Source organism: Pantoea sp. SGAir0418 (assembly GCF_043529865.1).
Window position 1 is genome coordinate 91,032 of sequence record NZ_CP027913.1, and the last position, 24,193, is coordinate 115,224.

The following is a 24,193-nucleotide window of genomic DNA, read 5'->3' on the forward strand; positions in this document are numbered from 1 at the left end:
GCGATCTCTTGAACACGCAGCGGCCGGGCTAAAGTGAAGTCACGGCACCGGCCGCAGACCGCACGTTTTTCCTCCCCCGCCGCAGGCGGCATGAAAGCGGCGCGCAGCAACGTCCTTTTCCTCTCAGTCCTGTCCACAGCCGGCGTGCATATCGGCGCCGGAACCCTGTGGATAAACGAAGCCCCGCCACGTGCCGGCAGGGCTTATGCAATATGGTTATTTTTTAACCCACCTAGCGATAGTGCTTCCGGATTTGCGCCGCGCGCCGGTAGAGTTCCACTAAGTCGTTGTCGATTCCCTCAATGAGTAAGCCGGTCATTCGCTGCTCAAGGCTGGCACCGTGCCAGAGGTGGCGTGCTGTCATGTCGCGCAGCCGCAGATGTAACTCATACAGCGATTCTTCCAGGTCTGCCACGTCGTCGGCCAGCGCGTTTTCAGGGATTTGCGTATTCATGTTTTTCTTCTCCGTAATGATAAGGCGGCGCTGACGCTGCTGCAGAAGCACATACACCGGCGCGACCTGGCCGATCTGCTGGACCGTCTTGCCGCCACCCTGCTGGCTGGTCACCTGACGGGACAGCAGCTGGTTTCTCTGATAAACTACCTCGTACAGGCGGGCGAAACTGACGACGCCGAAGCCTTTGTACGCAACCTGGCGCAGAGAGTGCCGCAGCATGAGGACGAACTGATGACGATTGCACAGCAGCTGGAGCAGAAGGGGCGGGAGAAAGGGCGCATGGAAGGCAAAATGGAGGTCGCCCGTAATCTGCTGGCAAAAGGTATTCCGCTTGAATCCGTAAGGGAGCTTACCGGGCTGTCAGACGACGATTTCAAAAAAATTCGCCACTGATTCGCAGATAAAGGAAAATTATGTCCACTGAACTGTATAAACCACTCGACGATGGCGCTCAGATGCTGTCGTCCCGGCTGCCGGCAGAATTACGCACGCTGCTGAATGGCGGTGCTCAGCTGTACACCCCCCTGATAGATAAAAACCAGATGGCAGAGCCGTTAGGAGGCTCCTTGTAGCGGCAGTTTGGGTTTCAATCGGGGTGCTATAACGTCGCGCCCGGTACTCAAGTGCTGTTCTCTATATCCAAATTGCCCCCTAAAGGGTTTTCTCTAACTCTGCAAACTGATGAAAAGGTATCTAACCATTTAAAACCCTCTCAATTTCGCTTTTTAATAAAGAGCTGATTTGATAATCCAGGTTAAAAGACATACATATGCGAGTTATATCATTAGCAAGGATATTCACATGGAATTTGTCTTCCGGATAAAAGCTTGAAAATAATTTAATCAGCTCTATTGCATTAAAAGGTCCTATATTCCCCATGGAAATTGATTTATTCTTTAATTTCAGCTCTAACTGATGACCAACCTTTCTATTAACCCATGCATAACATGGAATCATCAAAATCCATTCATCACTAGCGCATGATTTTTTATATTTAAGGTGGTCTATTTCCACTACAGAATCTAAAATCTTTAAACCTTCACGCGAAACATTATTCTTATTATCAAAATAATTCTTTATTGTAGTGAGATCTTGCAATGTGCTATGAGACGAGTATTGTTTTTTATCATTATCAAAAGTACGATCTTCACACAAAGACAATACTTCTGAAATGATTATACCCCAGGAGTCGTAGAATGATTCTAACTGTTCTTGTGTCTGATAAATTTGAGCAAGAATGCCATGGAAATATTCCATTCCTATGGAAGAATACTCCTTTTGCTTTGCATCCTGACGACAAAATAGAAGGGTCAACCCCTCATTATTGCCATAAAAAGCACGATATTTACAGCCTACTTTTACAGGTGAGCTGTTAGGAACATCCCTTTCAATGTATTTTTCCTTAAAAAAACCATTGGATTGAGCCCAATTGTTTAATGCTTCATATGATGGAAAAGATGATTTTAATCCAATATTATCATCCTTTGAATATATTAATGGGGCAATATCATTTATTCTAAATAGTTGTACCACAGAAAATCCATCCAGCGCCTTTATTTTTCCGGAAAGGATAAAGTTCAACCCCTTATGTAGCGCTGCTCTGAAAGACTGCTTCTTTATAATGGAATTAAAATCTTCACTAATAGACATAACAAACTCCGTTTAAATTTTATCACTACATTAAGTTATTAATGACATATAAACAGGATGAATAAAAATCAATATAATTATATCAAATTTTAGGTTTTAGTAAGTAGATGGATTAACGAATATTTAATGGTGATTTGATTAAAGCTGGCTTCTGCCTATCCATCTTAAGATGGATAGGCAGACGAGCAGTGCGCAGTTTGCCCCTGAATGCCGCGTCAGCGGCATGGAGGCGCCATAAAACGCTAAGGACGGCTCAGATGCCAGCTGGCGCCGTTAGCCCGGCGTAGCCGGTTACAGGGCTTATGGTGGCGAAAGCCCAACCCCTCCCTTGTATCTAACATAATGTGGTGATTAGCTACCATCACACGGAACAGAGTGAGCCAGTCCCCTCCCTGAGGACGATTTCTGATCCTGTCTGGCAGCTTATGGCCCTCTGTTTCACCTTTCACGCCAGCACATTTTGTTGAACGATTACCGGGAGCACGACTCCGTATGTACAAGGCGAACAGGCGTGACTGTCACTGTGAGAGGAGAATGATGATGTTTCCTGTAGGCATAGACGTAAGTAAAGACACCCTTGATCTCTGCATGCTTTATGACGGGATAAAGGGGCGAATTCGAACAAAAAAGATAAAAAATGACGGCACCGCCGCGGCTAATATTTTTCGCTGGCTGCGTCTGCAGCACTGCGGCCCCGGTGACGTTCATCTGATTATGGAAGCGACGGGCGTTTACCACGAACGCCTTGCATTCTCACTGCATGAGGCAGGAGGATACGTTTCGCTGGCCAACCCTCACCGCAGCCGGGATTTTGCCCGGGGCATGGGCATTCTGACTAAAACGGACAAAGTGGATGCTTACATGCTGGCCTGCTATGCATTACTGAAAAAGCCCCAGCGGTGGTTGCCGCCCTCGGATGAAGTCCGATACCTCAGCGCGCTTATCCGCCGGCGTGATGCGTTGCTGAGCGACGCCGTGCGTGAAGAAAACCGGCTGGAAAAATACCAGAGTACGCATACGCCACCTGACGTTATCAGCTCGTGCCTGCGCATGGTCAGAATCCTCCGGGAAGAGGTGAAAGCCACTGAGCAGCTGATTAAAACTCACATTAAAGCACACGAATCGCTGCAACAAGACTATGACCTTCTGACTTCTATACCGGCAGTGGGTCCTCAGCTGGGCATGAACATGCTGATAGTATTGCGGAGCCATGATTTCGAGTCAGCAAGCCAGGTTGCCGCCTTTATGGGCGTAGCGCCAATTGAAAAACGATCGGGGACGTCCGTGCGTGGTAAAGCCAGGATGTCTAAAATCGGACCACCTCAGCTGCGGGCAAAATTGTATATGGCGGCACTCTGTGCCAGACGCTGTAATAAGAGGATGCGCAGCTTCTATGAAGAGCTTTTACTGAGGGGTAAGCCCAGAATGGTGGCAATCGGGGCAGTGATGCGAAAGCTGATTCACTGGTGCTATGGCGTACTTAACTCCGGAAAAATTTTCGGTTCTGATGCTGAATTCACTGCCGGTATCAGCTCATCGTGAGGTATTCATGCTGATAGCGCAGATAACAGATATTCACGCCGCTCCCGATAATGATCACCTTCAGCGCCTGGAGCAGGTCCTGTCGTGGCTTGAACAGGTGGGGCCGGACATAATGGTTCTGAGTGGTGACCTGACGGACGGGGGCTGGGATGAGGGATACGTCCGGATAGCTGCGCAACTGGAAGAACAGGCTTACCCCACCCTGATACTACCCGGTAATTCAGACGATAGAGGCTGTATGCGAAAGACGTGGGGTAACGAACGCTGGTTACCTGACTCTACGGGAGAGTTTCTGCACTTCAGTCACAATGCAGGCGGAATTTGCCTGGCGGGCATGGACTCAACCGTGAGCGAACAGAATTATGGGTCACTTTCGGGACGCATGGGATGGCTGGAAAATCAACTTGGCGAGACTGATGATGCTCCAATTCTGCTGTTTCTTCACCATCACATTTTTCCTTCCGGGATACCTACTCTGGATGAAACGATATGCAGGGGACTGAGTGAGTTTGAAGAGCTGATAAGAAGATACCCGGACAGGCTGCTGGCTGTTTCTTCAGGACACGTTCACCGCCCTGTTGGTGGCACCTTTGCGGGAATCCCGGTAAACATCTGTGGTTCGGTCTGCCCTGCCAATCCATTATGGTTTGGGTCGGTAAGTGTTCCGCCCGTGCGTGAAAGCCCCATGCTGATGATTCACCGTTATGAGCGGGGGAAACTTAGCAGCCATCATGTCTGTGTCTGAGAATTTATAGTTATCCGTAAAATGGGATCTGCGGCATTTGCCATAACCACCATCTTAAAGCTGTCCGGGTTGACATTAATGTCCGCTATGAGCGAAAAGCGGACATCCGTAGCTGTCATTACTCGTAAAGAATTTGCTTGCTTAGTCGTGTATTCATTAAAAGGGATCAGGTCTAAACACGACCATCAATGGTCAGTAAATAACAGAAACCTATACATCTGAGCCTTGTCTGCGGGCTTCAATGCAAAGATACTGACGTCTTTAAACTCAGCCAGTATTGACGACTCTATGGAATCTTTCTTTTCATCCACTGCAAATTGTCTCGTCCGCTGGCAGGATCTGCCCGGCAGCGGAACACCCCTGATATTTGTGCACGGACTAGGGTGTGCTTCTTCGTACGAATATCCACTTATCGCCACAGACCCTCGTTTAAATAAAAGACGTGCGATTCTTATAGATTTGCCAGGGTGTGGCTACAGTGAAAAACCTCGTGATTACAGCTATTCAATCACTGACCAGGCCAGTGTGGTGGCAGAGTTAGTAAGGTATTTAGGGCTGAATAAATGTTTTATTTACGGGCACAGTATGGGGGGGAGTATCAGTATTGAAGCGGCAGGCTTAATCACAAATCGCATGGAGGGACTTGTGGTATCTGAACCTAATTTTAGGCCCGGGGGCGGTTTTTTCAGTCGGCAGATATGCAGTCACAGTGAAGAAGAGTTCATAAACAAACACTGGAAACAAATGATTGAAAACGAATCAGGCCCCTGGGCGGGAAGCCTCGCTGTTGATGCTCCTTGGGCGGTCTGGCGAGGTGCTTCAAGTCTGATAGCAGGCGGTGACTGGCTTGAGCGATTTATTAAATTGCCAGTGCGTAAACAGCTGATCTTTGGTGAATGGTCGTTACCAGACGACGATGTCGATTATTTAGTCAAGTCAGGAATTTCAACGGTAATCCTTGATAATTGTGGGCATTGCATGTCATGGGAACAACCGGGTTATCTTTCTCTTGCACTGTCAAATTTTGTCGGTGAGTAGCAGTAAAATTCAGCACTCAATTGAGTTTCGCAGCTTGGTGCCCAGCACCATACTCAGAGCCGGGCGATAACGGAGGGCTGTTCGTGGCACAGGGCTGCTGTTGCAGCCCTGGCAACCTTATACTTCAATCGATTCAGAGATCTCTAACGCATCATCGACTTCAATGCCCAGATAACGGACTGTGCTTTCCAGTTTCTTATGACCCAACAGAAGCTGGATCACCCGGAGATTCTTGGTTTTCTTGTAGATCAGGTAAGGTTTTGTTCTTCTCATGGAATGTGTGCTGTACAGCGAATTTTCGAGACCAAGCTTTTCTACCCATCCATGAAAAATACGGTTGTATTGGCGGGTTGAAATGTGTTGGCAAGAACCGACCCGAGATTGGAACAAGTAGTCTTTACTGTGTAGATTGGCAAGCTTTATTAATGCAGCAACAGCTTCTCTTGTACCTTTGGTTATCTCAAATTGTACAGGGCTACCGGTTTTCTGTTGCAACACCGTTGCTCTGCTTGAAACTGAGCTACCATATGCAACATCAGATACTTTGAGTTTTACCAAATCACAGCCACGAAGTTTACTGTCCAAAGCCATGTTGAACATGGCTAGATCGCGCGTTTTGCCTTCCAGTTCAAGTCTGATTCGTATCCCCCAGAGATGAGATATCTGAAGCGGTCTTTTTTGTCCGATTATACGATTTTTGTTCCACGGTGACGTGTTCATACTCAATCTCCTGCAATGTAGGAGATTTAAGTATGATTGTCCCTCATGAGCGAGGAACAGACATTACACCCTCGAAATAGCTTGGAAACACAGTATTGTACCATCACCCGTTTTGGTCTGATGCTTTCCTTAGCAGGATGCTTTATGTTGGTCACACTCATCCTGCAGGGTATAACCATGATAACAGTAGAGAAATCAGATCCATTTTCTTCAGAATCCCATCACCTAATCGAATTGCTGTCAGCAGAACTTGCCGCTATTACTGGTGATAACGGCAAAAGCCATTTCACCGCTGAAGCAATGAGTGATGACAAAGCCTTATGGGCATTAGCAAAGAACCCTCAAGGCAAAGCGATAGGATGCGGAGCTATACGGCCATTAACGCAAAATATAGCCGAGCTAAAAAGAATGTTTTCAGACCGAAGTGTGCCAGGGGTTGGTGGTGCTTTACTTATTTTCCTTGAAGAATCTGCAAAAGAGATGGGATATATCGAGCTTAGGCTGGAAACACGGCACATCAACTATCGGGCCGTAAATTTCTACAAAAAAAATGGCTATGTCCGTATTGAAAATTATGGTCCATATATTGGTAGGACCGAAGCTGTCTGTTTTTCAAAGGCATTGCGCTGATTGTATTAATCGACTCTAACATCCGCTCCTGGCACACAGCGGACGCAATGTTTCATCGTAATCCGATTTAAAGCAATTACGGCGGGCGAGCAGTGCGCAGCCGGCCTTCTGAATGACGCCCTGGCGTCATGGAGGCGCCAGATGATGTGAGATATAACTCCGATGGTAAACGGCGCCGTACGCCCGGCGTAGCCGGTTGATGACCCATAAAGACTGCAAGTCCATCCCCTTCCCTGATTAGCCTAACCCCGCTTTCAGCAATGAAGAAGTTTATGTAACCCCTTTCAACCCCGGTGAGCGGGCTTTACGGCGCTTGCGACGTAAAGGGCGTGATTTCCGGGGCCTTGGCGGCGGCAGCTTGCTGCTGACGCTTAGGGGGGTGTTAAACGCGACTTTAAGCGATAAGCACGGAACTTAACACGGTAGCTGTTAGACACCATTTAAGCAGCGGCCTTACGTTGCCGCGCTGTTCCAGCCCACTGGTCAGCCACTGGCCCGCCTTAAACCAGGCCCTTTCCCCCGGAAGCCCGAAGTGCGCCAGCGCGATTTGCCCTGCCCGCTGCCAGGCCCCGAACACCGCCGCTGGCATCAGCACAGAGTTGTCCGGCACCGCTGCCACAGCCGTCCGGGCGGCATCGCGCAGAATGATCGCCATTGACTCCTGACGCTCTGCAAGGGTCATGGTGATGGTGTTCAGCGCGGTCAGCGCTGAAAAGTACGTATCCAGCGAAGCCTGACGCACGCCCCGGCTGTTGATGTAACGACGCAGCGAGTAGCCCGCATCGTGTCAAAATTAAACGCGGGCCAGATCAGCCCACCCGCCAGCTCCCGGACAACCAGGCGAAAATGACTGCCCTGATCGTCTTCAATAAAAACGTTGCTGAAAGCGGCCGTTAAGGATATCGCCTGCGCGCGCGTAAACGGTCCGTCGCCCAGCGCGGCCACGCTGTGCAGTTCAGGTAGGGTGCTGCCCGGGATTGAGGGCATGTTGTGCTCCTGTCAGAAATGAGTGATCCTGCTTACCGCCGCGCGGTGCTACGACCAGCCATCCGCGCAAGGGCTGGCCGGAATGCAGGGAAGCGTCAGAAGGGAAGTTTCAGGCCGCCCCGCGGACTGACCTCAGAGTCCCGGCTGCAGGCCGGGACGGTGAACGCGACGGCGCAGCCGCCTGCAGCCGTTGACCCTGGACATCAGCCCGAAACCGCTCGCGGCCGAAACCCGCAGGGGTTCGGTGGCGCTTGGCGTCTTTGCCGCTTAGCGACATTGGGCTCGACGATCCGGCTTGCCGGGGAGCCGAAGGTGGCTTTTGCTTTTGCTGTTAATACGACTTTACCGGCGGCAGGCTGAAACAGCTGATCAGAGAACTGACTACGCTGAATCCATTGAACGCGTGAAGGGGATCCCCGCCCGCAGGGCGTCGGTGTTGCTGTTCAGATGCTGGCAGAAAATCCCATAAAAAAACCGCGCCAGGTGGCGCGGTCTGCGGGCATCAGTTGCCGGGATTATTTGCCCGGCCGTTCCTCTGGAGGAGCAGCAAGCACGCCCGGGTGCAGGTGTACGCCTGAAACGTCTGTATTGGCACGCGCCTTGTGCAGATCGCAGGCGGCCTGCATGGATAACCAGAGACGCGCCGCAATACCCAGCCCCGCCTCCAGCCGCACCGCTGGCGTCCTTGCTCAGCGCCGAAGCGGACACGCCCAGCTCTATAGCTAGCACTCGCAGGCCAATTTTATTGTCTTCAATATACTCGGTAATCAGGCCGCCCGGATGCGGGGGATTAAACATGCCAATCAGTGATAATCTTCCAGGTTGAGAATATAAACATCACCGTCCGTGAATTCGAAGGTGATGCGCAAGTTAGCCCTGACCGTGATGGAAAAATGTTTTTCCTGTCGCCCTTCAGGATATATCCAGAATCGATAATCTTATTCTTCAACAGCAGGCCACGTGTAAGTTCTACGTTGTTTAGCGCGGATCGATAAGATCAACCACCAGCGACAATATCTCATCCATAACGTATGGCTCAACCGTAGCGGCATAGCTTGCTCTGCGCGCCGTAAGGTCAAGCGAGCGCAGCTGATAGCACAGCGCTACGCCGGTCACTTTACCGGTGTCCGTGCTGTTGCCATCCAGATATACGGTCACACCCTGCGAGCGTGACGCGCCGCCGCCGCTTGTTACAGGCACGCAAACCGCTGTTCCCAGTGCCGCCACCAGCTCTCGCTGCGAGATTACCAGGTAGTAGTGCGGTCCCTTAAATTCACGCCCTTCCACCGGATCGCCGTTGACGTGCCAGATTTCACCCTTCTGTGGCACCCTCCTTGAAACCATCAGATATGCTCCCTGCCCTGCGGCGCGTCATTCAGGCCGTCAGATGTTTCTTCGTTATAGCCATGAATTTCCTGCTGATCAATACCGGCCAGCAGCTGTGCCAGTGTGCGGCGACCACGCGGTACACGCGCTACCGGCACAATATTTACGGTCTCGCCCTCAGCGGTCACGTCCAGCTCGATGCCTACCGTCCAGCTCGATGCCTACCGTCCAGCCCGCTCTTGCTGCAATGTCGCTCGGGATGGTCAGCACGACGGCCCCGCCCTGCTGACGAAGTCTTGTTGATGCCATATGCCCTCCAGTGTGTGACTTAGTAACACATAGACTATCACAGGGTAACACTAAGTCACACTACATTGTTTGTTTTATCAACGAATAATTCCCATGGAACGTTCATAGCTGACGGTCTGCTGCATACGATCTTCCGGTTTAAGAAGCCATGCATGCGATGTATCTCTAATGCTGCGTCAGTTCTTATCCCCATAGAGAGTTTTGTCACTCCGGCAGCAGTAGCACCAGTGCCTGTGAGGTCCGGATCATACCGTGTGCTCCCCGTCCGAATCGCGGCGGCAAGCTCACCGGCGCCTGTAAAGCCCGCCCGCGTGTACTCTGCGATTTTTGCAAGTATCACCTTCAGCGCCGCTAGTTCGAGGCGATCGCTGACGTACAGGCGCAAGAGGCAGCGGATGCGTGTGTCTGCGACGATTGCACACCATATAAGCGAGCAGCATGACGGGCTAGCCAGCCCGCCTTCGCGCGGGGCTGCCGCAGTTATACCGCATATGCCCCGCCTCACTCAGCCCGTATTTCACAGTCCATGCGCCAGCTGTCAGGCAATTACAGCGCATTAAGTACGGCTGCGCTATTACGCTGACGGTATATTTCGCCACGGTCACGGTAGGCTTCAAAATCGCAGCCGGTTAACGCGTGCAGGGTACTGAGTGTAAATTTTTCTTCTCAGGTCATAGTGTTCAGCTCTGTCTCTGGTCACAGATCCGGCCCGTCTATCGGGCCGGTGCGGCATTCTGCAGGGGCAGCCCTGCCAGCCAGGTCATTGCAACGGTTTAACCGTCGATATGCCCCATTTGTGCCAGTGAAACAGTTTCGTTGCCTGCAACAATGATATGGTCAATCAGCCTCACAGCGACCAGCTCAAGTGCCTTTTTCAAACGTCCTGTGATAGCAATGTCAGCCCGTGAAGGCTCTTTCAAAAATGAGGGGTGATTATGGCTCACGATTATAGCCGCCGCGTTCAGCTGCAGCGACCTGTATACCAAAACCCGGGGGTGCACTTCGACGCTTGAAACAGACCCCTGAAACATCTCCTCGTAAGCAAGCAACTGATGCTGGTTATTCAGAAAGGCAACTGCAAAAATTTCCCGGTCGCGGCCGGCAAGTTTTGCTCTGAAAAATTCTTCAGAAACCGCCGCTGAGGCAAAAAAGGTCCCGGTGGGGTAACGATAATCGATTGCTCGCACGGCTTCTTCCAGGATCTGACTCTCAGTGGCCATAACGTAATTCCCCTGCGCATCACGAATCTGCAGACGAGTGAAAAAACTAACGTTATCACTCAGGGTTTCTATACGAGTAGCCATAGATTCAGAGGCGGTATCGATGATGTTTTGATCATCATGGCTAGTCATTATTTCGGTCAGCGCGCAATCGGTAATCGTATCCGGGGTGAGGTTTACGGTGGTGTTCTGCATGGCATAGCTCCTTAAATCCGCCTGAGTAGTGCAGCGCGTGCTGCGGGACCGGCAAAGGCCTTCTCTGACGCGGGTTTTCTCTTTCCGGTCTGGCCTTTCGCGGCAGGGGCAAAGGAGCAACGACGAAGTGAAGGCATAAAGGGGCGACGACAAAAAGTTTTTGACGCCCCGGCAAAAAGTTTTTGGCGGCGTACATTTCACCCCTTTCTGCCTGAACCGGCGGTGCTACGACCAGCCCTCCGCGCAAGGGCTGGCCGGAATGCAGGGAAGCGTCAGAAGGGAAGTTTCAGGCCGCACCGCGGACTGACCTTAAAGTCCCGGCGACAGGCCGGGACGGTGAACGCGACGGCGCAGCCGTCTGCAGCCGTTGACCCTGGACATCAGCCCGAAACCGCTCGCGGCCGAAACCCGCAGGGGTTCGGTGGCGCTTGGCGGCTTTGCCGCTTAGCGACATAGGGCTCGACGACCCGGCTTGCCGGGGCGCCGAAGGAGGCCCATGAGTAATTAATTTAATTTTTGTTAGTCTTATATCTTTACTAACCACTTTCGAAGTTCGGCGCGCATGAAATCGCCGGCAAAAAGCATCGGCAGAAAGCGCTTTTCACCTAACCGTCAAGAATTTGCGCCGCCCGGGGCGCGTGCAGTGCTGTGTTTATCAGAAACCACCACAGTCAGAATGTATAGCCGTCCCGACCTGTGCCGTGACTGAATTACAGCCCGGCGAAAAGCAGAGTTTTCAGGAGCGACGCCGCAGTTCGCAGCGCAAGCGAGCGAGCGGGACGCAGGGTAACAGACGGCGATGACGCGAAGCATGAGCGGAGGCGCGACGGGAAGTAAGTCCGCAGAGGCGAGTGTGAACGGGCGAGGACGGTGAGCGAGGCGATCTCTTGAACACGCAGCGTCCGTGCTAAAGCGAAGTCACGGCACCGGCCGCAGACCGCACGGTTTCCTCCCCCCGCCGCAGGCGGCATGAAAGCGGCGCGCAGCAACGTCCTTTTCCTCTCAGACCTATCCACAGCCAGCGTGCATATTAGCGCCGTAACCCTGTGGATAAATGAAGCCCCGTCACGTGCCGGCAGGGCTTTTGCTGTGTGGTTATTTATTAACCAACCTGGCGATAGTGTTTCCGGATTTGCGCCGCGCGCCGGTAAAGTTCCACTAAGTCGTTGTCGATTCACTCAATAAGTAAGCCGGTCATTCTCTGCTCCAGACTGGCACGGTGCCAGAGGTGGCGCGCTGTCATGTCGCGCAGCCGCAAATGAAACTCATACAGCGATTCTTAGAGCCTGCCACCTCGTCGGCTAACTCGTTATCAGGGGTATGCGTATTCACGTTTTTCTTCTCAGTAGTGATCAGCCGGCGCGCGCTGCGCTGGGCGTAAAGGCGGCGCAGGGCGGCGGCGTGGTACTGCGACAGCGGCGCCCGCATTCCTGGGCGGCCACACAGGTCGAACCGCTGCCGGTGAACGGATCCAGCACAATGGCGTCCGGCTGGGTAAAGGTTTCAATCAGCGGCTGCAGGATGCTGAGCGGCTTCTCGGTCAGGTGGTGGCGGTTGCCGGTGTATTCCCATGGCATCACGTCCGGCAGCGGTTTTGCCGGCAGCAGCGGGCGCGCCTTCGCCAGCAGGTGGGGACTTTCATACTGATAGCCGACAAACGCCGACTTTGAGGCTTGGGGCTTCGTGAAAACCAGGTGACCGACAACGAGGAAACCCGCTTCCTTCCAGGCCTGCATGAACATGTCCACGCGGTTCCAGCCGTAGAAACTGACCGCCAGGCTGTTATCTTTCAGCACCCGGTACATTTCCCGTCTCGCCGATAGCACCCAGTAGCTGTTTACTTCATTAGCAATGGTGCGCCCGGGCCGGTCTTTAAAGCCGACCAGGTACGGCGGATCGGTGAGAATGAAATCAATGCTTAGGTTCGGAAAGCCGCCCATAACCTGTACGCTGTCGCCGTGCATGAATCGTGAAATTGCTGTGCTCCTGTAGATGAAAGGGGCTCCCCTCTGGTGCCGTGCCCTCCACAAAGCCGGGCGACCAGCTGAGCAAACAGGGGCAGACACGCAAGCGGCACGCGCCGCCAGAGCGTACTGAATGTCCCGCCCACGGCGGGGAACGGGTAAGCGGGCCGGCGACAGCTTCTCTTGTTTGCCAGGCCGCCCTGCTACCGTGAGGGCACGGCGCTTTGCGCCCGCCGTTTGCCAGCCGCAGGACGGGAAACGGGAGACGGCATAAGCATGGAGCGAAGCGACGTCATCAATCTGAGTGGATCAACGGGGAGTAAATCAGAGGCTGTTATCAGGTTTGCCTTAAAGGTTCTGATTCCTGATTTTGGTTCGTCAGAAATCAGGGTGATTACAATTTTTGGTTTTTTAGCGGGTATGAGACAATGTAGAGATGATATTTATGCATGAGCGTTAAGGAAAATATCTTTGTGTAATACTTTTGCTACTAAGCTACTTTCTTTTTTTAAGACAAAGTGGATCAAATATGTTGTTCCAAGCGCAGTAGTTACCGTTGCGATAGCAACTGGCATTAACGCCATCCATGATAGCTGGGGCACGATAGCTAATCTCTTCCATCCTGAACCGCTCAGAGTAATCAATGCTCGCCTTCAACCATTCAGAATATCTCCATTAGTGAGATATTCCGTCGATGATGTTTTTCTTATTCTCACTGTCAGGAACTATGGCAAAGAGCCGCTTATGTTAGTTAGCGCCGATGCAGACATAGTGGGCGGTAGGTATTCAGGGAAAGGCCAAGCTGGCTCACAAGGAAAATGCGTATTTGGTGCAGATCCTAACGCAAACACTCCACTGACTATTAGAGCCGGCGACACCGTAGAAATCGAAATAGGCGGTGCAATCCGACTTGAAAATTTGCACAACCTCATGGATCTCCTTCCTGCAGATCAGATACATGTATTCCCAGGCGATCTCGTTGGAATCCATGAAACATTTTATGTTGACTATCTAAATACGATTTTTGAAAACTATTATGGTGCCCATACTGAAGTTGTTGCCAACTTTTTTACTGGCCAAGACAGTGATAAACATTCCTTCAAATTCGAACTGTCAAAGGGTGAAGATTTTTTTTCCAAAGATGGGCACCTTCAGCATGACTGGCTAATCGCTAAGTGGCTGGGCCCAAATTTGAAAGTCCCGACTCCGAAAAAAGATGATTGTACCTAGCCACTTTACCGGTTCGCTAATCATCAAGAATGATACTGCAAAGGTTGATGAGACCAGCTACAGACCTGCTCCCCTTTGATTTTCACAGAGCGCTGATTGCAAGCACACAGATCGCTTAAATGATACACTATCACTCTGTTGCCTTCTGATAGGTAGGGTCAGTGCCGCACGACAATTTCAGCGCTTCATTCCGGTAAAACGCCAGGCGCTTCCGGAAGTATCCACGCATTTCTTCAGGCTGCTGCCGCTCCTCTTCGCCGGGGATCACCGGCAGGTTCATTCGTTCTTTCCAGGCCACGCCAGACGCGGCTAAATCCACGTTAACTCTGTCGCGTTCTTCCCGCGACCGTGCTGCAAGGTTATAAGACATGTTGTTCCTTCCGGACAGCAGTATACCGCCTATGCTCATTAGCAGGAGGTGATTATGTGTGGCCGATTTGCGCAATACAGCAGCAGGGATGATTATTTTGAAGTGCTTGGCATTGGCCCGGAAGAATTAACCCGCGACCCGGAGCCTATCGGGCGGTACAACGTGGCGCCGGGCACAAAGGTCCTGTTGCTCAGTGAACGCGACGGGGGTCTGGCGTTCGAGCCTGTCTACTGGGGCTATGGTCCGGAGTGGTGGGATAAGGCGCCGCTCATTAACGCCCGCGGTGAAACCGCTGCGTCAGGGCGCATGTTTAAACCGCTATGGGAACACGGACGGGCCGTCGTGCCGGCAGATGGCTGGTTTGAGTGGCAAAAAAGCGGTGCCGGAAAACAGCCCTATTTCATTTACCACCGTGACAGGCAGCCGCTGTTTTTTGCAGCTATCGGGAAGCCGCCCTTCGACCGTGAGCACGGGCGCGAAGGCTTCGTTATCGTCACCGCAGCCAGCAATCAGGGCATGGTTGATATACACGACCGCCGTCCACTGGTGCTGACTGCAGACGCGGTACGGGAGTGGCTGAGTCAAGATACCTCGCCGGAGCGCGCCGCGGATATTGCGCGGGACAGCGCGCTACCTGAGTCCGCCTTTGCCTGGCATCCGGTGGCCACAAAGGTGGGCAACATTCATAACCAGGGGGCGGAGCTTATTCGTGAATCTGATGCAGGCTGATCGCCGGTCATCGCGAAGATTCAGCTTCGCCGCTGCCGGCATATGCTGAGAACTGACGGAACCTGATCAGAAACAGATACTGCAGTGCCATAAAAGCAGCCCGTCCACTGAGTGACGGGCTGCAAAGGTATAACCGGAAACGCCTCTCCACGTCTGCCGGCCCTGACCTGAGCATAGTGGCGTCGCTCAGCATCAGCCAGGCTGACCCTTATAAAAATTTCCCGGCGGGTCAGTCAGATGGCTTTGCTTCGGCGCCAACCCGTTTCGCTCCCTCTTGCCAGATAATTCCTCCTCAATAATACTGTATATATAAACAGTAAAATAACAGGAGGAATTATATGCGCGATTTACTCAGCACTTTCGCAGTCACACTGCAGCATGGCCGGGGCATCAGATCATGAACCCGGGCAGCTATACCGCCGGCCTGACGCTGCTCTGGCCACCCATTTTTACGCCGAGGGTCAGGGTACCCCTTTATGCCGATCCGTGTGCCGCCGGCTTCCCCTCCCCCGCGCAGGATTACGTCGAGAAAGAACTCGATCTGAACGAGCTCTGCATCCGCCGGCGCGCCTCGACTTTCTTCGTGCGCGCCAGCGGCAACAGCATGCGTGATCTGGGCCTTTGTGACGGCGATGTCATGGTGGTTGACCGGGCCGAGGAAGCCGCTCACGGCGATATCGTGATTGCCGAGGTCAACGGCGAGTTTACGGTCAAGCGCCTGCAGCTGCAGCCCAGGCTCGCGCTGCTGCCCATGAATCCGGCCTACCCGGTGATCTACCCGGAGGAGCTGCAACTGCTCGGCGTCGTGACCTGGTTCTTTAACAGCACCCGTGCCCGCCGGAGGTGATCATGCCCATGTTTGGTCTGGCCGACGTCAACTCCTTTTACGCCAGCTGTGAGGCGCTGTTCCGCCCTGACCTGCGCGGCAGGCCGGTGGTCGTGCTGAGTAACAACGACGGCTGCGTCATCGCACGCAGCGCCGGCGCCAAAAAACTCGGCATAAAAATGGGCGTCCCGTGGTTTCAGATAAAGGGGCAGGATTTTGCCGAGCGCGTGCATGTGTTCAGCTCAAACTATGCGCTGTACCATATTATGTGGAATGCAATTTGTACAAATAATTAGCAAATTATTCTCGAAAGTTGATATCGGGACGAGACAATCAATCGGATAAGTGGCACGAAAGGCTGTTTAATGGCGGGGCGCTTATCGTTGGAGTTTCGCGTTTTTTCTGATGGGGAGTGTCGAAAGGTATGGAAATGTGCTCATGGATTAAATGAATGACAGACTGTGTTTTCCGTCCAGCATACATCTGGAAGTGGGAAGACCACTTTGAGCGCGCCCGTCAGGCGCTCTGAAGAGAACCTGGAATTTCATCATTGCACTATAGTCCTCGTGACCGGAGCAAGCCCTTCATTTTGTAGTTGAAGGGCTTGTAAGTGGAGAGTCAGTTCAGTTGATTCTTACGTCAGACCCGAAACGTCTCGACCATGCCACGAAGGGAGTGCGCCTGTTCAGAAAGCGATCGGGAGGCCGATGACGACTCCTCGACGAGAGCAGCGTTATTCTGCGTGACACCGTCCATCTGACTGACCGCAATGCTGACCTGCGAGATACCCTGCATCTGCTCAGAGGATGCCAGCGAAATAATGTCCATTGATTCCGCCAGTTCCCCGACCATACCCACAATATTGAGTATGCTCTGTCCGGTACCTGATGCCACGCTCACACCACTTTCAACCTGTTCTACAGCCTGCTCAATAAGCGACTTTATTTCTTTTGCTGCAGTTGCACTTCGCTGTGCAAGTGTACGAACCTCACCGGCAACAACAGCAAATCCTCTGCCATCCTCGCCTGCCCGGGCGGCTTCAACAGCTGCATTCAGTGCAAGAATGTTGGTCTGAAAGGCAATGCCCTCGATGACACCGGTAATGTCGCGGATCTTTTTAGCACTCAGGGATATGTCATTCATGGTTTCTGACATGCGGCGGACATCTGTCTCTCCTGATCGCGCGAGCACCGCCGTTTCTCGCGCTGAAGCTGCCGTCTGCTGTGCGCCGGCCGTATTACTTTTCACTGTTGCCGTGAGTTGTTCCATGCTGGCGGCCGTTTCCTGCAATGCAGCCGCCTGTTGCTCAGTGCGTGATGAAAGCTCTGTATTTCCCTGAGCGATCTCGTCTGCCGCCAGCGCCACACCGGATGCGGTTTCTTTGATCTTTGATACCAAACCGCGCAGCTGACTCTGCATGCGGGCGAGCGATGCCAGCAGACTTGTTTTATCATTGCGGCGAAGTGGCACCGGTGATGTCAGGTCACCTGCTGCAATGGCGGCCGCCAGTACCTGTGCCTGCTGAGGTTCACCACCCAGCTGCCGCATCAGCACGCGGACGATAATGACACCCGTAAAAATGGAAACGATAACCGAGATTACGGCCAGAATGATCAGCGTAAGAGAGGCCCGGCTCACGTTACGACTGTTATCACGAACGGCGTCCTGGCTGCTGTGCATCTGGATATTCGTCATTTCATTCAGATTATCCAGAAGAGTACGTTGCACCGGCCTGACCGTATTCATCAGATACGCTGTGGCTTCCTGTGGACGGTTCTGCAGTCCGAACTGACCGGCCTGTTCCAGACCTGACAGAACGGCGGCTTCATTTTCACGGACTATGGTGAAGGCAGCGCGTCCTGCGGATGAGGCGTCATCTGCCAGCATGGACTCCAGTGCTTCCCGGCTGCGTATATATAAGGTTTTCTGTGCCTCAAGGCGCTCCCACTCGGGCTGCATGGCTTTCGGATCGGACAGCAGGGCCAGATTTCGGGCCGCAATGGCCATGTCGCGTAATGCGCCCCGCATGTCCAGAACGATCTGATATTTTTTCATTTTGACATTAATCACGTCATCCATTCCTTCGCGGGCGCCGGAAAGCGCCTTTAACGAAAGTCCGGTGCAGAAGATGAACAGCAGAATAAGCAGGCCAAAACCTGCGGCCAGACGGGTTGATATTTTCATTGGGTAGCCCTGAGTGTTAAGTGACAGGGGAAGTATCGGCAGAAGTGGGCGTCAGGACAGGTCTGATGAAGCGGGTCGGGGGGAGGGAGCAGATAGTTATGCACCATACTTCTGAATCATCAGGCTTTTTATGTTCATTAAAAACTATGCCGTTCTTACGGTTATGGTGGCTGGTAAGGCATAGCCGGAAAATCGATTTCCCTGAGCGGGGTTTATCTGCCACGCTTCTTCTGAAGCCCTTAAGCGGGCAATGAGTCTTATCCCTTACCACCCCTATGCAGGAAAAATGATGATAAAAAAATACAGGATCCCGGGACTGACCGCGGTGGCGCTTCTTCTCATCAGCACCCTCGCCGGTGCCGCAGAGGCGCGCTGGACGTTTGATGGCGATATCCACAACAATTCTCTTGCTGTCAGTCCCGATGAAAAAACGGCGGTGGCGTCCTACAGTGAGCGCCCTGACGTGGTGGTCTACGACCTTGCCACCGGTAAGGTCAGGAAGGTGCTGAAGGGATACGTCACCCCCCGTAATGCGCTTTTTACTCCGGACGGTAAGGCCATATTTCTTTCTGACAGCAGTCTGGGCGTGGTCAGAAAAATCAGTACCGGGACGCTTGACGTGGAGACCTCGCTGCCGCTGGGTCCCGGGGCATTCGGCACAGCTATCAGCCGTGACGGTCAGCGCCTGTATGTGAATAACGAAGCCGCCAGCACACTTTCGGTGTATGACCTGACCCACAACCGGCCCGTTTCGGTCGTGACGGGTTTTGCTCAGCCCCGTCAGGGCATCAAAATCAGCCCGGACGGCAAAACCGTCTACGTCACCAACTTTAAGGGCGATAAAATCACCCTCGTTGACGCCGTAACGGGCGAGATTCGCGGCGAGATAACCGGCTTCAGCAAGCTGCGCGCCATTTCTGTCAGCGCCGACGGCCGCACGCTTTACGCGGCTAACAGCGGGAGCAACACCATCGCCGTGGTTGACACGCAGAAGCGCGCCATTACGTCAACCATTCCCGTGGGGCAGGACCCTTACGGTGCCGCGCTGACACCGGATAACCGCTATGTTTACAGCGGCAACCTGGGTGACAACAGCCTCTCCGTTATTGATACCGCGGCCGGTAAGGTGGTCGCCACCGTTACCGGACTGGATGCGCCCCGTCAGGCCATCGTTTTCAGTAAAGACGGTGCCCGCGCGTGGGTGCTGAATAAAGACCTCAGTATTTCGGTGGTTGACCTGAAACAGAACCGCGTCACGGCCACGATTAAAAGCCCGCCGAAGGCCTGATTCAGTCCCTCCCTCACTCCGGTGCTGTAATAGTCCTTTGCAGAGTGGGGGATGGTAAACCACTTTTACAGATTTATTTTAGCTGAATAACCTGTTTTAAAGATTTACGTCTGCATGCCTATACTGTCTCTGTTTACACAGGAGATCCCGGCATGAACGATAAAATATTTACCCTGCATAACGGAGCGCGCCCGCTGAGCGCGCTGAGCAGCCCGAAAGAGGCTATACGTCAGTTCACGCCTAACTGGTTCGCCGCGACCATGGGGACCGGTATCCTGTCGCTGTCTCTGGCGCAGTTCCCCTGGCCGGTTCCGGGATTACGCCTCGTCGCCGAGGGGCTCTGGATGTTTAACATCCTGCTGTTCAGCGTCTTTGCCGTGATGTATCTGGCGCGCTGGGTGATGTACTTCGGTGAGGCAAAGCGCATCTTTGGCCATTCAACGGTGTCCATGTTCTTTGGCACCATCCCGATGGGCATGGCGACCATCATCAACGGGCTGCTGGCGTTCGGTCTTCCCCGCTGGGGCGCAGACGTTATTCCGGTGGCACACGCCCTGTGGTGGCTGGACGTGGCGATGTCGCTGCTGTGCGGCGTGTGTATTCCCTACATGATGTTTACCCGGCAGCAGCACAGCATTGACCAGATGACGGCCGTCTGGTTACTGCCGGTTGTGGCTGCCGAGGTCGCGGCGGTCAGCGGCGGCCTGCTGGCGCCGCACATTGCCGACACCCACGCGCAGCTCGGCATCATTATTACCAGCTACGTGTTGTGGGCGTACTCTGTGCCGGTGGCGCTGAGCATCCTTGCCATCCTTCTGCTGCGTATGGCGCTGCACAAGCTGCCACACGAGAGTATGGCGGCCTCAAGCTGGCTGGCGCTGGGGCCGATTGGCACCGGCTCGCTCGGCATGCTGGTCATCGGTGGCGATGCGCCCGGGGTGTTTGCCGCGGCGGGTATGCCGGAAATCGGTCACATCGCGCAGGGCGTGGGGTTCGTTGCCGGCATTCTCTTCTGGGGCTGCGGCCTGTGGTGGATGCTGCTGGCCACGCTGATAACCGTGCGATACTTCCGTGAAGGCATTCCGTTCAACCTGGGATGGTGGGGATTTACCTTCCCGCTGGGCGTGTACACCGTGGCCACGCTGAAGCTGTCTACACTCGTTGAACTGGCGTTCTTTAAAGGCTTCGGGGCGCTTCTTGTTGTCATGTTGGCCGCCATGTGGCTGCTGGTCGCAGTGAAGACGGTGCGCGGTGCATGGAGCGGTAAACTCTTTGTTTCCCCCTGCCTGGCAGGCCTGGACCGGAAGCCGTGAGTGAAACCTGCACGTCGCTGCTGGACCCGTTTTTACGCGAGGAACGCCTCGCGGCGGTCACCGCGCCGCACGTGGCCGCGCTGAATCGCTGGGTCAGCGGGCAGAATCAGGCCGGTGTGGAGGTGCCGTGGTTTGATCCGGCCGACGGTGGGGCCGGGGCCGGGCTGCTCGTGCTGCTGCAGTCACCGGCGCGCAGCAGCCCGTCACCCCGGTTCGTGTCGCGTGATAACCCGGGGCCGGCCCAGCAGAATCTGGGGCGGTTTCTGGCGGAAGCGGGCATTGCGCGTCAGGACAGCGTGCTGTGGAATACGGTGCCCTGGGTCAGCGACGGGCCGCAGAAACGGCCCTCAGCGGTGGATATCCGTACCGGCTGCGCCTGGCTTGAGGACGTGCTGGCGCATCTGCCCGCGCTGCGCGTGGTGGTGCTGGCCGGTGCCGTAGCGGCGCAGTCCCGCGGGACGGTCAGTCACCTGCGCCCCGGCGTCACGGTGCTGGTGATGCCGCATCCCAGCCCGCTGTCGCTCTGCACGAGTCCGGCGGTGCCGGAAAACATCCGCCGGGTGCTCCGCGAGGCACGCGCTGCGCTGGCGGGCTGAGGGCGCCAGCAGAATAATACTGACAGGTTTTCCGTCTGGTTCTATACTCAGAGTACAGGGTGATGGCGTTCCACCTTTCCCAACCGCTCCGTTCCGGAGCTGATGACGCCTGATGTGACTCTTGATTTTCAGGAGGTGCGTCAGGCCGTCCATACTTTCTTCCCGGCCTGCGTACTTCCCTTTATGGGGAGAGACCCTTGATACACGTTTTTGGCCACATCAATCCTGACAGCGACGCCATCTGCACGGCCGTCGTCACCGCGCACTGGCTGACCGGGCGCGGCATGGACGCCCGTGCATGGCGTCTCGGCGAGGCTAACCGCGAAACCCGTTTTATATTTAACGCCGCCGGCCTTACGCTGCCGCCGCTGCTCGCATTTCCGCTGCAGGATGAACGGGTCTGGCTGGTTGATTTCACCGAACCGGCGCAGGGGCCTGATGACCTGCTCCGGAGCAACGTCGTGGGCATCACTGACCACCACCGGCTGGGTGGGCTGATAACGCAACTGCCGCCGGAAGTACATATTCGTCCGGTTGGCAGCAGCGCCACGCTGCTCTGGCTGCTGATGGACGCGGAAGCGCGCCGCACGCTGCCCCCGACGCTCGCCGTGCTTCTGCTGGGCGCACTCCTCAGTGACACCGTGAATCTTCGCTCGCCGACCACCACCGAAGACGATATCCGTTCGGCCACCGAACTGGGCGTGCTGTCCGGCGTAAACCGCAGGGCCTTCGCCCGTGACCTTCTCACCGCCAAAACAGACGTCACCGGCCTCAGCGCACAGCAGCTGCTGGACAGGGACCTCAAGGCCTTCGTCATTGCCGGCACCGACGTGCGTATTGCCCAGATTGAAGTCAGCTCACCGACACAGGTTGCCCCCGTGATGGACGACCTGCTCGCAGCCCTGGCGTATCTGGCAGACCAGTCGGGAGCTGGCCTGGCGGTGCTGATGCTGACCGACATTCGCGCCGGGTTTTCAACGCTTTACTTCGCCGGGCGGGAGAGCGTTAACGCGGCCTCCTGCTCCGTACCGGGCATGCTCAGCCGCAAAAAGCAGCTTCTGCCGTGGCTTGAGTCCCGCCTTAACCAGAACGGGAGTTCATTATGACCTGCTACACCCACGCACTGATTCTTGTGAACGATAAAGACGACGGCACCCTCCTGCTGAAGCGCGCGGTTTCGCTGGCGCAGCCGCTCGGCATGAAAATCACCCTGGCCCACATCAGCGACGATTACAGGGAGATGAACTATGTGTCCGACAGCCTGATGGACGACGTCGTGTCGGACGAGGTGGTTAAAGCCAAGGCGTTTCTGAGCGAGCTGGCGGCCTCCGTGCCTGAGGAGGTCGATACGCGGGAGCTGGTCACCATGCGCCGTTTTGAGGACGTGGAGAAGTGCATCGCGGAGCTGGGCGTGGACCTCGTGCTTGCCGGGCACCGCAACCGCTTTATGGGCATGCTCACCTCCCACTCGGCGGACTACATCAACCACCTTACGGTGGATGTGCTTATCACTCACCTGACTGACTGAACCGGGAGAAATACCATGCGTTTTACACTGGATAACGTGACCGCCCGGGAAATTCTTGACTCGCGCGGCAACCCCACGGTTGAAGTCGAAGCCCGGACCGCGGACGGGATGATGGCGCGCGCCTCGGTGCCTTCCGGGGCCAGCACCGGGTCGCGCGAGGCCGCAGAGCGCCGCGACGGTGACGCACACCGTTTTGGCGGCAAAGGCGTTCTGGATGCCGTCAGGGCGGTTAATACGGAAATCTGCCAGGCCGTGCGCGGCAGCGACGTGCGCGAGCAGCGTCAGCTGGACAACATCATGCTGGCGCTGGACGGCACGGAGAACAAGAGTCGCCTGGGTGCCAATGCCATTCTGGGCGTGTCGCTGGCGGTGGCCCGGCTGGCGGCTCAGGCCTCGCACGAGCCGCTGTGGCGCTACCTGGGGGGCCTGCAGGCGAACCTGCTGCCCGTGCCGTGCATGAACATCATCAACGGCGGCGTGCACGCCCGCGGTCAGGGCGCGGACTTCCAGGAGTTTATGATAGCCCCGCACGGCGCGCCCACGCTGCGCGAGGCCGTACGTCAGGGCAGCGAGGTCTATCAGGCGCTGCGCCAGATCCTGCTGGACAAAAACCTCTCGGCGGCAGTGGGAGACGAAGGCGGCTTTGCGCCCGCCGTGTCGTCGAACCGCGACCCGCTGGCGTTTATCGTACAGGCGATTGAGAAGGCGGGATACCGGCCCGGAGAGGACATCAGCATCTGCATGGACCCCGCCTCAAGTGAGTTTTACGCTGACGGTCAGTATCATCTGCGCACCGAGGGCAGCGCGCTGAGCGCGGCGGAAATGACGGCGTACTACGGCGAGCTGATGGACCAGTTTCCGGTCATCCTGCTGGAAGACGGCCTGGCCGAGGACGACTGGGCGGGCTGGAAGCATCTGCACCAGCAGCTCGCGGGCCGGGCCGAGCTGGTTGGCGACGACCTTTTTGTCACCAACGTGAAGTACATTCAGCGCGGCATAGACGAAAACCTCGCCAGCGCCGCGCTGATTAAGCTCAATCAGATAGGCTCGCTCAGCGAAACGCTGGACGCCGTGGCGCTCTGCCAGCGGCACGGCTGGGGCGCGTTCATGTCCCACCGCAGCGGGGAAACCACGGACACGTTCCTTGCCGACCTGACGGTGGCACTGCGCGCGGGACACCTGAAAACCGGCGCGCCGTGCCGCGGCGAACGCGTGGAAAAGTACAACCAGCTGATGCGCATCGAGCAGGCGCTGGGTGACGATGCGCACTACGCGGGGCTTCATGCGTTTGTGCGCCGCACGTAAAGCATCCGCCGGACGGTCCGCGCCCGGCACGGGAGCACTGC

At 54.9% G+C, this 24,193-nt stretch carries 24 protein-coding genes, 4 pseudogenes and 1 riboswitch; of the genes and pseudogenes, 16 read left to right on the plus strand and 12 right to left on the minus strand.

All coding sequences use genetic code 11. From position 1 onward, the window contains the following. Positions 1-232: 232 nt before the first annotated feature. Entirely contained in the window at positions 233-454 is a 222-nt protein-coding gene (locus C1N84_RS22810) for a hypothetical protein (RefSeq protein ID WP_394541935.1), read from the minus strand. Positions 455-478: 24 nt separating this feature from the next. Between C1N84_RS22810 and C1N84_RS22815 the strand changes: the two are divergent. Together C1N84_RS22815 and C1N84_RS22820 are read left to right on the plus strand one after the other, a co-directional pair. Further along, a pseudogene (locus tag C1N84_RS22815) lies at positions 479-850 on the plus strand (Rpn family recombination-promoting nuclease/putative transposase); the annotation flags it as partial. A gap of 20 nt (positions 851-870) precedes the next feature. After that, entirely contained in the window at positions 871-1,029 is a 159-nt protein-coding gene (locus C1N84_RS22820) for a hypothetical protein (protein ID WP_394541936.1), read from the plus strand. A 121-nt stretch (positions 1,030-1,150) separates the two neighbouring features. Here the strand turns inward: C1N84_RS22820 and C1N84_RS22825 are convergent, their stop codons facing one another. Next, on the minus strand, positions 1,151-2,107 hold the full coding sequence (locus C1N84_RS22825) for a hypothetical protein (protein WP_394541937.1): 957 nt from the start codon (positions 2,105-2,107) through the stop codon (positions 1,151-1,153). Between the two features lie 540 nt (positions 2,108-2,647). Between C1N84_RS22825 and C1N84_RS22830 the strand changes: the two genes are divergently transcribed. From C1N84_RS22830 to C1N84_RS22840, 3 genes are all read left to right on the plus strand, one after another. After that, entirely contained in the window at positions 2,648-3,649 is a 1,002-nt protein-coding gene (locus C1N84_RS22830; protein ID WP_280173492.1) for a transposase, read from the plus strand. Between the two features lie 7 nt (positions 3,650-3,656). Next, a complete protein-coding gene (locus C1N84_RS22835) occupies positions 3,657-4,394 on the plus strand; it encodes a metallophosphoesterase (protein ID WP_394541938.1) in 738 nt (245 codons plus the stop codon). A gap of 288 nt (positions 4,395-4,682) precedes the next feature. After that, complete coding sequence (locus C1N84_RS22840; RefSeq protein ID WP_394541939.1) at positions 4,683-5,432, plus strand: alpha/beta fold hydrolase; 750 nt, start codon at positions 4,683-4,685, stop codon at positions 5,430-5,432. Positions 5,433-5,549: 117 nt separating this feature from the next. Here the strand turns inward: C1N84_RS22840 and C1N84_RS22845 are convergent, their stop codons facing one another. Beyond that, entirely contained in the window at positions 5,550-6,152 is a 603-nt protein-coding gene (locus C1N84_RS22845) for a site-specific integrase (protein ID WP_394541940.1), read from the minus strand. A 144-nt stretch (positions 6,153-6,296) separates the two neighbouring features. On the opposite strand from C1N84_RS22845, the gene C1N84_RS22850 reads away from it, so the two are divergent. Then, on the plus strand, positions 6,297-6,782 hold the full coding sequence (locus C1N84_RS22850) for a GNAT family N-acetyltransferase (RefSeq protein WP_394541941.1): 486 nt from the start codon (positions 6,297-6,299) through the stop codon (positions 6,780-6,782). Between the two features lie 394 nt (positions 6,783-7,176). On the opposite strand, the gene C1N84_RS22855 is transcribed toward C1N84_RS22850, so the two are convergent. From C1N84_RS22855 to C1N84_RS22885, 7 genes and pseudogenes are all read right to left on the minus strand, one after another. Beyond that, entirely contained in the window at positions 7,177-7,524 is a 348-nt protein-coding gene (locus tag C1N84_RS22855; protein ID WP_394542047.1) for a hypothetical protein, read from the minus strand. Then, positions 7,519-7,769: pseudogene (locus C1N84_RS22860) on the minus strand (DUF905 family protein); the annotation flags it as partial. The pseudogene C1N84_RS22860 and the gene C1N84_RS22855, both read right to left, overlap by 6 nt. Positions 7,770-8,747: 978 nt before the next feature. Next, positions 8,748-9,113 carry a type II toxin-antitoxin system PemK/MazF family toxin gene (locus C1N84_RS22865; protein WP_278708925.1) on the minus strand — a complete coding sequence of 122 codons (366 nt, stop codon included), beginning with the start codon at positions 9,111-9,113 and terminating at the stop codon, positions 8,748-8,750. Then, positions 9,113-9,283 (minus strand): hypothetical protein, encoded by a 171-nt coding sequence (locus C1N84_RS22870; protein WP_394541942.1) that lies wholly within the window; start codon positions 9,281-9,283, stop codon positions 9,113-9,115. Before C1N84_RS22870 ends, C1N84_RS22865 begins: the two co-directional genes overlap by 1 nt. Before the next feature lie 667 nt (positions 9,284-9,950). Then, positions 9,951-10,049, minus strand: a pseudogene (locus tag C1N84_RS22875) (conjugation system SOS inhibitor PsiB family protein); the annotation flags it as partial. Positions 10,050-10,177: 128 nt separating this feature from the next. Beyond that, a complete protein-coding gene (locus tag C1N84_RS22880) occupies positions 10,178-10,708 on the minus strand; it encodes a JAB domain-containing protein (RefSeq protein ID WP_394542041.1) in 531 nt (176 codons plus the stop codon). Positions 10,709-12,171: 1,463 nt separating this feature from the next. Continuing rightward, a complete protein-coding gene (locus C1N84_RS22885) occupies positions 12,172-12,795 on the minus strand; it encodes a DNA methyltransferase (protein ID WP_394542043.1) in 624 nt (207 codons plus the stop codon). Positions 12,796-13,254: 459 nt separating this feature from the next. Here C1N84_RS22885 and C1N84_RS22890 point away from each other — a divergent pair, with 459 nt between their 5' ends. Next, positions 13,255-14,013 carry a hypothetical protein gene (locus C1N84_RS22890; RefSeq protein ID WP_394541943.1) on the plus strand — a complete coding sequence of 253 codons (759 nt, stop codon included), beginning with the start codon at positions 13,255-13,257 and terminating at the stop codon, positions 14,011-14,013. 130 nt (positions 14,014-14,143) lie between these two features. Here the strand turns inward: C1N84_RS22890 and C1N84_RS22895 are convergent, their stop codons facing one another. Then, positions 14,144-14,383, minus strand: coding sequence for a DNA polymerase III subunit theta (locus C1N84_RS22895; RefSeq protein WP_394541944.1), 240 nt, complete (start codon positions 14,381-14,383; stop codon positions 14,144-14,146). A gap of 54 nt (positions 14,384-14,437) precedes the next feature. Between C1N84_RS22895 and C1N84_RS22900 the strand changes: the two genes are divergently transcribed. The 3 genes and pseudogenes from C1N84_RS22900 to C1N84_RS22910 all read left to right on the plus strand — a co-directional run. After that, complete coding sequence (locus C1N84_RS22900) at positions 14,438-15,112, plus strand: SOS response-associated peptidase family protein (RefSeq protein ID WP_394541945.1); 675 nt, start codon at positions 14,438-14,440, stop codon at positions 15,110-15,112. Between the two features lie 397 nt (positions 15,113-15,509). Next, positions 15,510-15,959 carry a translesion error-prone DNA polymerase V autoproteolytic subunit gene (gene umuD / locus C1N84_RS22905; RefSeq protein WP_021507970.1) on the plus strand — a complete coding sequence of 150 codons (450 nt, stop codon included), beginning with the start codon at positions 15,510-15,512 and terminating at the stop codon, positions 15,957-15,959. Positions 15,960-15,967: 8 nt separating this feature from the next. After that, positions 15,968-16,219, plus strand: a pseudogene (locus C1N84_RS22910) (DNA polymerase V subunit UmuC); the annotation flags it as partial. Between the two features lie 358 nt (positions 16,220-16,577). On the opposite strand, the gene C1N84_RS22915 reads toward C1N84_RS22910, so the two are convergent. Continuing rightward, positions 16,578-18,122 (minus strand): methyl-accepting chemotaxis protein, encoded by a 1,545-nt coding sequence (locus tag C1N84_RS22915; protein WP_394541946.1) that lies wholly within the window; start codon positions 18,120-18,122, stop codon positions 16,578-16,580. Positions 18,123-18,411: 289 nt separating this feature from the next. On the opposite strand from C1N84_RS22915, the gene C1N84_RS22920 reads away from it, so the two are divergent. From C1N84_RS22920 to eno, 6 genes are all read left to right on the plus strand, one after another. After that, the gene (locus C1N84_RS22920; protein WP_141497004.1) at positions 18,412-19,410 is read left to right on the plus strand and encodes a YncE family protein; all 999 of its coding nucleotides are present in this window, start codon (positions 18,412-18,414) and stop codon (positions 19,408-19,410) included. Positions 19,411-19,562: 152 nt separating this feature from the next. After that, a complete protein-coding gene (locus C1N84_RS22925) occupies positions 19,563-20,723 on the plus strand; it encodes a TDT family transporter (protein WP_145891997.1) in 1,161 nt (386 codons plus the stop codon). Further along, complete coding sequence (locus C1N84_RS22930) at positions 20,720-21,319, plus strand: uracil-DNA glycosylase family protein (RefSeq protein ID WP_145891995.1); 600 nt, start codon at positions 20,720-20,722, stop codon at positions 21,317-21,319. Before C1N84_RS22925 ends, C1N84_RS22930 begins: the two co-directional genes overlap by 4 nt. 49 nt (positions 21,320-21,368) lie before the next feature. Continuing rightward, a riboswitch (Fluoride riboswitch) is annotated at positions 21,369-21,438 on the plus strand. Positions 21,439-21,516: 78 nt separating this feature from the next. Further along, a complete protein-coding gene (locus tag C1N84_RS22935) occupies positions 21,517-22,425 on the plus strand; it encodes a DHHA2 domain-containing protein (RefSeq protein WP_141496958.1) in 909 nt (302 codons plus the stop codon). Next, the gene (locus C1N84_RS22940) at positions 22,422-22,847 is read left to right on the plus strand and encodes a universal stress protein (protein WP_394541948.1); all 426 of its coding nucleotides are present in this window, start codon (positions 22,422-22,424) and stop codon (positions 22,845-22,847) included. The genes C1N84_RS22935 and C1N84_RS22940 overlap by 4 nt, the downstream gene beginning before the upstream one ends. A 15-nt stretch (positions 22,848-22,862) precedes the next feature. Further along, positions 22,863-24,152, plus strand: a complete 1,290-nt coding sequence (eno, locus tag C1N84_RS22945) for a phosphopyruvate hydratase (RefSeq protein ID WP_145891991.1) — start codon at positions 22,863-22,865, stop codon at positions 24,150-24,152. Positions 24,153-24,193 lie beyond the last annotated feature (41 nt).